Source organism: Actinosynnema sp. NPDC023658 (genome assembly GCF_040639995.1).
Taxonomy (GTDB): Bacteria; Actinomycetota; Actinomycetes; order Mycobacteriales; family Pseudonocardiaceae; genus Actinosynnema.
The window spans coordinates 1-10,763 of record NZ_JBFAAX010000182.1; the positions used below are offsets into that span (position 1 = coordinate 1).

At 69.7% G+C, this 10,763-nt stretch carries 7 protein-coding genes and 1 pseudogene; 7 read left to right on the top strand and 1 reads right to left on the bottom strand.

Annotated elements, in window-relative coordinates; all coding sequences use genetic code 11:
- Positions 1-83: 83 nt before the first annotated feature.
- On the bottom strand, positions 84-2,642 hold the full coding sequence (locus tag AB0G02_RS19625; protein WP_360796207.1) for an ATP-dependent Clp protease ATP-binding subunit: 2,559 nt from the start codon (positions 2,640-2,642) through the stop codon (positions 84-86).
- Between the two features lie 359 nt (positions 2,643-3,001).
- Between AB0G02_RS19625 and AB0G02_RS19630 the strand changes: the two genes are divergently transcribed.
- The 7 genes and pseudogenes from AB0G02_RS19630 to AB0G02_RS19660 form a co-directional block, all read left to right on the top strand.
- Positions 3,002-5,431, top strand: coding sequence for a DUF4082 domain-containing protein (locus AB0G02_RS19630; protein WP_360796210.1), 2,430 nt, complete (start codon positions 3,002-3,004; stop codon positions 5,429-5,431).
- Positions 5,432-5,934: 503 nt separating this feature from the next.
- Positions 5,935-6,081 carry a TglA family RiPP precursor gene (locus tag AB0G02_RS19635; protein WP_360796213.1) on the top strand — a complete coding sequence of 49 codons (147 nt, stop codon included), beginning with the start codon at positions 5,935-5,937 and terminating at the stop codon, positions 6,079-6,081.
- Between the two features lie 39 nt (positions 6,082-6,120).
- Complete coding sequence (locus tag AB0G02_RS19640) at positions 6,121-8,151, top strand: radical SAM protein (protein ID WP_360796216.1); 2,031 nt, start codon at positions 6,121-6,123, stop codon at positions 8,149-8,151.
- Positions 8,152-8,168: 17 nt separating this feature from the next.
- Positions 8,169-8,771, top strand: a complete 603-nt coding sequence (locus AB0G02_RS19645; protein ID WP_360796219.1) for a LysE family translocator — start codon at positions 8,169-8,171, stop codon at positions 8,769-8,771.
- Positions 8,772-8,804: 33 nt separating this feature from the next.
- Positions 8,805-9,698 (top strand): DUF692 family multinuclear iron-containing protein, encoded by an 894-nt coding sequence (locus tag AB0G02_RS19650; protein ID WP_360796222.1) that lies wholly within the window; start codon positions 8,805-8,807, stop codon positions 9,696-9,698.
- The gene (locus tag AB0G02_RS19655; RefSeq protein ID WP_360796225.1) at positions 9,698-10,480 is read left to right on the top strand and encodes a hypothetical protein; all 783 of its coding nucleotides are present in this window, start codon (positions 9,698-9,700) and stop codon (positions 10,478-10,480) included. The genes AB0G02_RS19650 and AB0G02_RS19655 overlap by 1 nt, the downstream gene beginning before the upstream one ends.
- A pseudogene (locus AB0G02_RS19660) lies at positions 10,481-10,763 on the top strand (hypothetical protein); the annotation flags it as partial.

Here is a 10,763-nt window from a genome sequence, read left to right on the forward strand (position 1 = left end):
GCACCCTGCACTGACCCCGCCAACGCGAAGCGCCCCCCGGCGGACCGGGGGGCGCTTCGCGTGCTCAGCCGTGGCGTCGGACGTCAGGCGGACTCGGAGTCCGAGTCGCCGCCCGAGTCACCGGCGGACGCGGCCAGGTCGACCGGCGGGGCGTCGGGCACCCGCAGCGGCTTCGGCTCACCGCGGAAGGTGAACTTCGCCTTGTCGTCGGACTCGGACTCGACGTCCCAGCCCTCGACGTCGGTGATGATGATCTGGCCGGGCTGGATCTCCCCGAACAGGATCTTCTCCGACAGCTGGTCCTCGATCTCCCGCTGGATCGTGCGACGCAGCGGCCGGGCGCCCAGCACGGGGTCGAACCCGCGCTTGGCCAGCAGCTTCTTCGCGCGATCCGTGAGCTCGATCGCCATGTCCTTGTTCTTCAACTGCGTCTCGACGCGGGCGATCATCAGGTCCACCATCTTGATGATCTCGTCCTGCGTGAGCTGGTGGAAGACGATGATGTCGTCGATGCGGTTGAGGAACTCGGGCCGGAAGTGCTTCTTCAGCTCGTCGTTGACCTTGTTCTTCATGCGCTCGTAGTTGGACGCGGTGTCCTGACCCGAGGTGAAGCCGAGGCCGACGGCCTTGCTGATGTCCGACGTGCCCAGGTTGGACGTGAAGATGATGACGGTGTTCTTGAAGTCCACCGTCCGGCCCTGACCGTCGGTCAGGCGGCCGTCCTCCAACACCTGGAGCAGCGTGTTGTAGACCTCCTGGTGCGCCTTCTCGATCTCGTCGAACAGCACCACGGAGAACGGCTTGCGGCGCACCTTCTCGGTGAGCTGGCCGCCCTCTTCGTAGCCGACGTAGCCGGGAGGGGCACCGAACAGGCGCGACGCCGTGTACCGGTCGTGGAACTCGCCCATGTCGATCTGGATGAGGGCGTCGTCCTCGCCGAACAGGAAGTTCGCCAGCGCCTTCGACAGCTCGGTCTTACCCACACCAGACGGGCCGGCGAAGATGAACGAGCCCGACGGGCGCTTCGGGTCCTTCAGACCGGCCCGCGTGCGGCGGATCGCCTGGCTGACGGCCTTGACGGCGTCGACCTGGCCGATGATCCGCTTGTGCAGCTCGTCCTCCATGCGGAGCAGACGCGTGGTCTCCTCCTCGGTGAGCTTGAACACGGGGATGCCGGTCCAGTTCGCCAGCACCTCCGCGATCTGCTCGTCGTCCACCTCGGCGACGACGTCGAGGTCGCCGTCCTTCCACTGCTTCTCCCGCTCGGCCTTCTGGCCCAGCAGGGTCTTCTCGGAGTCGCGCAGCTTGGCGGCCCGCTCGAAGTCCTGCGCGTCGATCGCGGACTCCTTCTCCCGACGCACGTCCGCGATCTTCTCGTCGAACTCGCGCAGGTCCGGCGGCGCGGTCATCCGGCGGATGCGCATCCGCGCGCCCGCCTCGTCGATCAGGTCGATCGCCTTGTCCGGCAGGAAGCGGTCGTTGATGTACCGGTCGGCCAGCGTGGCGGCCGCGACCAGCGCGGAGTCGGTGATGGAGACGCGGTGGTGCGCCTCGTACCGGTCCCGCAGGCCCTTCAGGATCTCGATCGTGTGCTCCAGCGACGGCTCACCGACCTGGATCGGCTGGAACCGGCGCTCCAGGGCGGGGTCCTTCTCGACGTACTTGCGGTACTCGTCGAGCGTGGTCGCGCCGATGGTCTGGAGCTCACCGCGGGCCAGCATGGGCTTGAGGATCGACGCGGCGTCGATCGCGCCCTCGGCGGCGCCGGCGCCCACCAGGGTGTGGATCTCGTCGATGAACAGGATGATGTCGCCGCGCGTGCGGATCTCCTTGAGCACCTTCTTGAGGCGCTCCTCGAAGTCACCGCGGTAGCGCGAGCCCGCCACCAGCGAACCCAGGTCGAGCGTGTAGAGCTGCTTGTCCTTCAGCGTCTCGGGCACCTCGCCCTTGACCACCATCTGGGCCAAGCCCTCGACCACGGCGGTCTTGCCCACGCCGGGCTCACCGATCAGGACCGGGTTGTTCTTGGTGCGGCGGGACAGCACCTGCATGACCCGCTCGATCTCCTTGGTGCGCCCGATCACCGGGTCGAGCTTGCCCTCCCGCGCGCTGGCGGTCAGGTTGCGCCCGAACTGGTCGAGGACCAGGGACGACGACGGGGTGCCCTCACCGCGGCCACCGGACTCGGTGGGTTCCTTGCCGCCGGAGTAGCCGGAGAGGAGCTGGAGGACCTGCTGGCGCACCCGGTTGAGGTCCGCGCCCAGCTTGACCAGCACCTGTGCGGCGACGCCCTCGCCCTCGCGGATGAGGCCGAGCAGGATGTGTTCCGTGCCGATGTAGTTGTGCCCCAGCTGCAGCGCTTCGCGCAGCGACAGCTCGAGCACCTTCTTGGCGCGCGGGGTGAAGGGGATGTGGCCGGATGGGGCCTGCTGGCCCTGGCCGATGATCTCTTCGACCTGCTGGCGGACGCCCTCCAGCGCGATCCCCAACGACTCCAGCGCCTTGGCGGCGACACCTTCACCCTCGTGGATCAACCCCAGGAGGATGTGCTCGGTGCCGATGTAGTTGTGGTTGAGCATCCGGGCCTCTTCTTGGGCCAGGACAACCACCCGCCTCGCGCGGTCGGTGAACCTTTCGAACATTCGCACTCCCTGACTGCTGCGCCGGCGGTCCTCGGGCTCACCACTGGCTGACCGTCTGGCTGACCGTGGAGAGCGCGGCACCGTAGGACCACTGTAGTCGTCGGCCCCGACACTCTCAGTTCCCGATCGCAGGCAGCCGTCTTCGGGGATCTCTGACATCGGTACCAACGCGTGATCTGCCAGCAGGATTCCACGATTCGGGCGTTGTCCGCTCAACGCGAACATTCCACCGTTCGGCGACGGACGGGGTGACCGGGGTCACGGCCGTGGCGCGGGTTAGGTGAACCTCGGTAAGGTTAGGCTGACCTACAACCACCCACTCGACCCGACCCCACTCGACCGACGAGGACCTTCTGGACATGACCGTACCGGTGAGGACGGCGACGTGCGACGTCGTGGCGGCGCCCGTCGCGGAGTCCCTGGGGCGCGTCTCGCTGTACGAGGGCTTCGAGGTGCGGTCGGGGCTGCCCGCCGACCGGGGCGACTGGGTGCTGTGCTCGGAGTTCCTCGGCCGGCCGGAGCGGTTCGACACCTGGCGCAAGGCGTTGGCCGAGTGGCTGCGCGAGCAGTACGGCGAGGCGCCCGACCGCACCACCGCCGGGTACGTCATGAGCTGGTACCTCAACGTCGTCGGCGTGCTGGGCGGGCTGCTGTTCCACACCGCGCGGCGGGTGCCGTCGCTGCGGCCGGCGGACCTGGCGCTGCGACTGGCGCCCGAGGGCAGGCCGCACGTGGTGGGCGTGGCCCTGCTGGCCGACGAGTTCGCGTGCCTGCCGGACGACCCGGCGGCCGACCACCCGGCGGCGACCGCCGTGGCCGACGAGACCGCGCTGGCGGCGCTGCTCAGGGCCCGGTTCGCGGCGCACAGCGCGCAGTTCGTGGGCGCGTTCGGGCCGACCGTGCGGCTGGGTCGGCGGATGCTGTGGGCGGCGGCCACGGACGCGCTGGACAGCGCGGCGTGGACGGCCGGGCAGCTGTGCGGCGACGAGACGGCGGGCGTGGTGGACGCGGCGCTGCTGCTGCCGGCCAAGCTCGACCCGTTCACCTCGGCGTCGACCCTGAAGGCCACGGAGACGGGCTGGACCAGGCGGCGGGAGAGCTGCTGCTTCCACTACTGGGTCGACGTCGTCTACCGCAACGGCGTCAACGGTGACACCACCCGGCCCACCCTCGTCAGCCACACCCCCGGCGACGGCTCCGCGGACGTGCCGCTGGAGCCGACGCTGACGCTCGGGTTCAGCGAGGCGGTCGACCCGCAGTCGCTGTCCGTCACCCTGTTCGACAGCGGCCTCGCGTCGCTGCACGGTTCGCTGACCGCTTCGACCGACCAGCGCACCTTCGAGTGGACGCCGAACGGCGCGCTCAAGCCCGGCACCCGCTACACGGCCCGGGTGGACGCCGCCGACCTCGACGGCAACACCCTGGCCACCACCGCCACCTGGCCCGTCACCACCCGGTCCCCGGCGACCTGCCCGTGCACGCTGTTCAGCGCGGCGACCGTCCCGTCGACCCCGTCCGCCAACGACGGCGGGACCTACGAGCTGGGCGTCCGGTTCTCCGCGGTGCGCGGCGGCTGGGTCAACGGCGTCCGGTTCTACAAGGGCGAGGGCAACACCGGCATCCACGTCGGCTCGCTGTGGACCGCCGGCGGTGAACGGCTCGCGACCGGCACGTTCACCGACGAGACCGCAACGGGCTGGCAGACGCTCACCTTCGCCGAGCCGGTGGCCATCGCGCGCAACACCACCTACGTCGCCTCCTACACCGCGCCCAACGGGCACTACTCGGCCGACCGGCAGTACTTCGACCGCCGCAACCCCGTCATCTCGTCGCCGTTGAGCACCGCGGAGGGCCGCGCGGCCGGCGTGTTCATCCCCGGCGGGGGCTTCCCCGACCGCTCGTGGGAGACCACGAACTACTGGGTCGACGTCGACCTCACGCCGTTCGAGGACGTCACGCCGCCGGTGCACGTCGGGCACACGCCCGCGGACGGCGGCGCGGACGTCGGCCTGTCCGAACCGCTCACCGCCACCTACGACGAGCCGGTGAGCGCGGTCGACTCGACGTTCCAGGTGCAGGACTCCCACGGCGTGCCCATGCGCGGCACCCTCACCCGCGCCGACGCCGACCGCACGCTGGTCTGGACGCCGGCCGCGCCGCTGGTCCGGGGCACGACCTACACCGCCACCGCGCGTGCGGGCGACCTCTACGGCAACGTCGCGTCGAGCACGACCACCTGGTCCTACACCACCGGCAACCCGCCGTGCCCGTGCTCGCTGTTCAGCGAAGCGGCGATACCGCAGGTGTACCAGCAGACCTACTACGGCGGCGCGGGCCTCGGCGTCACGTTCGTCCCGGCCGTCGACGGGCTGGTGACGGGCGTCAAATACTACAAGTCGGCGGCCAACGGCGGTCAGCACGTCGCACAGCTGTCGCTGCCGGACGGCACCGAGCTCGCCCACCGCTCCTTCACCGACGAGACGACGACGGGGTGGCAGACGCAGCTCTTCACCACCCCCGTGCCGGTCACGGCCGGCTCGTCCTACCTGGCGTGGTACAGCACCTCGCAGGGCAACTACTCCGAGACACCCGGCTACTTCCGGTCCGGCGGAACCACCACGCCCCTGCTGAGCGCGCCCGCCGAGCCCAACGGCAGGCGGGGTCGCATCCAGGCCTACCCGGCGTTCCCGAGGGACAGCACCGGCGACAACTACTGGGTCGACGTCATCTTCACCACGACCCCGCAGGACCCGGCTTCCGCCGAACCCGTCTCCGCTGCGGTGGAGTAGTCGGACCGCCTCCCGGCGGAGGCGCGGTGGAGATCGACACCAGCGCGGCGGCGGGGTGGTCCGGGCCGGCGCCCGGTCGCGGAGAACGCGGGAAAGCGCGGCAACACTTCTCCGCGTGACTTGTCCGCGTCGGCAACCGCGCGTTTACCGGGGGAGCGCCACACCGCGCCTCGCGGAACTCCGCGTGTCGTCCGAGAAGATAGCACTTCGGTCTCCGAAGTATCAGGGGCGGTGAACATCCATAGCTGATGCATATAGTCGAAGCTATGTGGAAATCCGGTCTCTGAAGAGCGTTTTCCCAGCATGTGAGGCTGATGAAGTTCACTCGGATGGACCAGTTTATCGCTGGGGGATATCAGCCTCCGGCCTGCTTGACAGGCTCGCGAGGGCCAACCTACGCTCGGCCTCGCCGGTCAATCTGCGGCCATTGTCGAAATCAATTTCGATGCGTCGGCGCGGTGCGCCGAATGGTTCAACCCAATGGTTCGAGGGGGAGAATAGTCATGAACGAGGAAGCTGTGCGCGACGCCGACGACACCACCGCGCAGGACGGGTCGGCCCCCGCCGCGGACGTCGAGGCCGCCGACCTCGGGATCGAGGAGTTCGACCTCGACGACATCGAGGTGATCGAGAGCAAGGTGTTCGGCTGATCGGTTCGTGACGTCCGGCTGGGATGAGGTGTGCTCGTCGTGAAATACCTTCCGATCGTCCCGAAGACCGTCCCCGAGCCCGAGCAGTCCGATGTGGACACCGGTGCGGCACGCCCGGTCAAGGTGGGCCTGGTGGCCTACAACTGGGAAGCCGACACGTCCCTCGCGCTCTGGAACCTGATCAACTACGCCCGGCTGGACGAGTTGGTCGCCGAGCACGTCACCTTCGAGCAGCACTGCGCCGCGACGCCCAAGACCGGCATCGCGGAGAAGGAGGAGCTGTTCCGCGTGCTCGGCTGGGTGCGCGACAACCAGTTCGACGTGGTCGGGTTCTCCTGCTACATCTGGAACATCAAGTTCGTCAACCAGCTGGCCCAGGCGATCAAGGAGGTCTGGCCGCACATCACCGTCGTCTACGGCGGGCAGCAGATCCGCGGGTTCTACGTGCCGCAGGTCTTCGAGCGCGAGCGCTGCGTGGACATCTGCGTGGTCAACGAGGCCGAGATCACCTTCCAGCGGCTGCTGCGCCACTTCGTCGTCGGTGACCCGAGGATCTCCCAGATCCCCGGCCTGGCCTACTGGGCGGCCCCGGACGACCCGGACAAGGTGCACTGGTTCGACGGCACCAGCCTGCTGCCCTCCGGCTTCGGCTACCACGAGACCGGTGAGGCCAAGCTGGTCGACCACCTCGACGACATCCCCTCGCCCTACCTGCGCGACGCCGAGCTGCCCGTCGGCGGCGCGTTCCTCTACGAGGCGTCCCGCGGCTGCCCGTACGCGTGCTCGTTCTGCATCTGGGGCGAGTCCAAGGGCGTGCGCGAGTACCCGATGGAACGGGTGCGCGAGGAGCTGGAGTCGATCCTGCGCCACCAGCCGTCGCACATCATGTTCTGCGACGGCACGTTCAACATGCGCAAGGCCCGCGCCGCGGAGATCCTCGGCATCCTCAACGACCACCTGCGCGACCGCCGGGTGCGCCCCTTCAGCCTCCTGCTGGAGCTGAAGCTGGAGCTGATCGACGACCACCTGGCCGCCGTGCTGGACGAGCTGGTGACGCTGAACCCGCTGGTCACCGTCGAGTTCGGCATGCAGAGCGCCACCCAGGAGGCGGCGGACCTGATGCGCAGGCCGTTCAAGGAGGACAAGTACCGCGCGGCCTGGAACCGGCTCACGCCCAAGCTCCAGTCCTCCGCCGTGATCGACTGCATCTACGGCCTGCCCGGTGACGGCGTCGAGCAGTTCAAGACGTCGGTCGACTTCGCGTTCTCCCTGGCGCCGCACCGGATGCAGTGCTTCCGGCTGTCGATCCTGCCCGGCTCGGAGTTCGAGCGGCAGGCCGAGGCGCACGGCATCAAGTACGCCCGCGAACCCAACCACGCGGTCTACGAGACCAAGTGGCTCGACCTGGACGGGATGGCGTGGGCCGAGACGTTCGGCTTCGCCGTCGCGGACCTCTACCACTTCCACGGCACGTCGATCCGCTGCCTGCTCGGCCTGCCGGCCGCCGCGGACGTGCGCTTCAGCGACCTGGTGACCGAGTTCGTCGAGTGGGCCGGCCGCGAGCGCGTCATGGGAACCTCCTACGACGGCAACACCCCCGACGGCCGCTGGCGCGCGATCAACCTCAGCGCGCTGTTCGAGTCGTTCGCGTTCGACGTGCTGCTGCCGCGGCTGGCGGGCGACGACGCGCCGCACCTGGTCGACAAGCTGGGCGAGCTGATCCACTACGAGACCCAGATGGGCCGGATCGCGATCGAGGGCCTGCCCGGGGTGCGGCTCGGCGTGGACCTCTCGGTCCACGCGCAGCTCATGCACGCGCGCTACGACCTGTCGAGCTTCATCGTGTCGAACCGGGGCCGCACCCGGCTGGACATCGGTGAGCTGCGCGAGTCGCCCACGTGGATCGCCTTCACCGTGAAGGCGGGCCACCAGGAAGTGCGCGTGCCCATCGCGTACCGGATCAGCGACCGCACCGCGGCGCTGCTCGGCCGGGTGCGCGACACCGGGGACATCGCCTCGGTGCGCCCGCAGACGATCGACCGCCTGGTCGAAGTCGGCCTGCTGGCCTGAAGACGGAGGAACTTCTCTTGATCGACCCGGAGTGGGCGCTGTACCTGGCGCTGTTCGCCGTCGCGGCGACCTTCACCCCCGGTCCCAACGCGTTGCTGCTGCTGACGGTCGCGGCGCGGTTCGGGTTGCGCCCGGCCGTGCCCGCGGCCCTCGGCGTGGCCATCGGCATCCCGTCGGTGATCGTGGTGATGGGCGCCGGACTGGGTGGCGTGCTGGACGCGGTGCCCCGGCTGCGCGTGGTGATGCACGTGCTGGCCACGCTCTACATCTGCTGGCTCGGTTGGCAGATCCTGCGGATGGGACCGCCGGGCCAGACCCTGCCGGACGACGCCCGGCCGGTCACGCTGTGGCAGGCCGCGGCGTTGCAGTGGATCAACCCGAAGGTCTGGACGATGGCGATCGGCGCGATCGGCGCCTACGGGTTGGAGGACCGGCCGATCGTGGGTGCGCTGCTCGTCGGCGCGGTGTTCGCGGTGGTGTGCGTGCCGGCGGTGAGCGCGTGGACGCTGTTCGGCTCCGCGCTCAGGCGCTGGCTGACCTCGGCGGTCCGGTTGACGGTGTTCAAGGTCGCGATGGGTGGGGCGCTGCTGGTGTCGATCGGCCTCACCTGGGTGACGTAGACGTGATGCAGAGGAAGCGCGAGGGGAGTTGTCGTGGACAAGCCCGCCCCGGTCGGTGTGGGGATCCAGTACAACCCGGAGATCCTGGACTGGTTCCCGTTCGACTCGCTCGAGGTCGACCTGTTCGAGGTGCTGCTGGACCCGTTCATGGGGCCGCTGGACGGCCCGTCGATCTTCCAGCCGGGCGCCTACGAGCGGTTGATGGAGCTCAAGAGCGAGCACCTGCTGCTCGCGCACTCCAACTACGGCTGCGACTTCGGGTTCGGTGACCTGTCCCGCACGCCCGCGGTGCGCCGCCACGTGCCGATGACGAAGGCCATCGACAGCCCGTGGGTGGCCAACCACAGCTTCTACGGCGACGAGTCGTGGCTCGACATCTGGAGCAGCCCGGTCCAGTTCTCACCGGCGGAGGTGCGGCGGATCGCGGCACGCGCGCGTGAGCTCCAGGAGCTGTACGGGGTGCCGCTCGCGCACGAGAACGCCACCTACTACCTGGCCACGCCGGGTTCGACCATGCGCGAGGCCGACTTCATGGCCGAGCTGGTCGAGCGGTCCGGCACGTTCCTGCACCTGGACCTGCACAACGTCTACGCGAACTCGTTGAACCTCAAGGGGTTCGACCCGTGGGCGTACCTCGACACGATCCCGCTGGACCGCGTGCTGGCCGTGCACCTGGCCGGCGGCAGCTGGCACCAGGGGCTCTACCACGACTGGCACGACAACCCGGTGCCCGACGCGGTGTGGGAGATGCTGGACTGGCTGCTCGCCCGCGCCCAGCCCGGCGCGGTGATCCTGGAGTACCAGGGCCGCATGCACCACGAGGGCACCCGGCTGCTGGACCAGGACGACGAGCCGATGATCGTGCGCGACCTGAACAAGGCGAAGGCCGCGTGGGCCAGGGCGGCCGTGGCGAGGGGAGCGGCGTGATGGCGGTGGAGCTCGACGCGCAGACCGTGTGGCACGCGTGGCGGCGGGTCATGCGCGAGGACGCCGTGCAGGACGCCATGTTCTCCGGCACGGTGGCCGAGCGCGCCGACGAGCTGGGCCTCAGCCCGGCCGAGCGCGAGGTGGTCGAGGCCTACGCCACCACCCCGGCGGGCACCCGGTTCTTCATCGAGAGCTTCCGGTTCCGGATGGCCAGCTCCTTCTTCAACGCCCTGGAGACCGCGGCGCCGCTGACCCACCGGCTGATGCGCACCCACCAGGTCGACCTCGACGCGCTGGGCGCCGAGTTCCTGGAGTCGGTCGGCTGGCGGGACTTCGGGCCGTACGTCTACACGTACGGCCGCGAGGTGCTGCACTTCCTGCTCGCCCACCCGGAGGCGAGCGGTCTGCGCGGGCTGCCCGACGTGGTGGCGATCGAGCTGGCTGCCGTGGAGATCACCATCTCCTCCTCCGGGACCGCGCCGGACTTCACGCCCCTGGCGGGCATGTACCGCGCCAGCTCTGTGGTCACCTCGGTGACGACCGAGCTGGACGTGTCGGGGATGCTGCGGTCCGGCTCGGTCGAGTTCGCCGACCGGCCGAAGACGTTCCTGGTCTACCTGAGCCCCCCGGACCTGCGCCGACGGGTGGTCGCCGTGCCCGCCCACGCCGCCGAGCTCGTCCTGTCGCTGCGCACACCCCGCGCCGCCGGGCCGGAGGACGACCCGGCGCTGCTGGCCACGCTCGTCCGGCTCGGCGCGCTGATCGGTCCGGGAGCCCCGTAGATGCTCTTCCCCTGGCTGTGGCTGCGCTCGACCGGGTTCCCGTTCAGCTGGGTGGACGAGTCGGCGCTGCCCGCGCCCGACGACACCGGCGCGTTCGCGCGGGACGTGCTCGTCGCGCGGGCGCGGCTCGTCGGGCGGATGACCGACCCGGCGGTCGTCGAGGCGCTGGTGCTGTCCAACCCGGACGCGGCCGACCGGATGGCCGCGCTGGCGGGCACCGACTTCGGCGTGCACTCACCGCGCTGGCTGTCCCGCTTCGGCGACGCCACCCGCCAGGCCGAGC

Coding starts and splice junctions, on each gene's coding strand:
- AB0G02_RS19630 (WP_360796210.1), top strand. CDS start 3,002: ATGACCGTACCGGTGAGGACGGCGACGTGCGACGTCGTGGCGGCGCCC.
- AB0G02_RS19625 (WP_360796207.1), bottom strand. CDS start 2,642: ATGTTCGAAAGGTTCACCGACCGCGCGAGGCGGGTGGTTGTCCTGGCC.
- AB0G02_RS19635 (WP_360796213.1), top strand. CDS start 5,935: ATGAACGAGGAAGCTGTGCGCGACGCCGACGACACCACCGCGCAGGAC.
- AB0G02_RS19655 (WP_360796225.1), top strand. CDS start 9,698: ATGGCGGTGGAGCTCGACGCGCAGACCGTGTGGCACGCGTGGCGGCGG.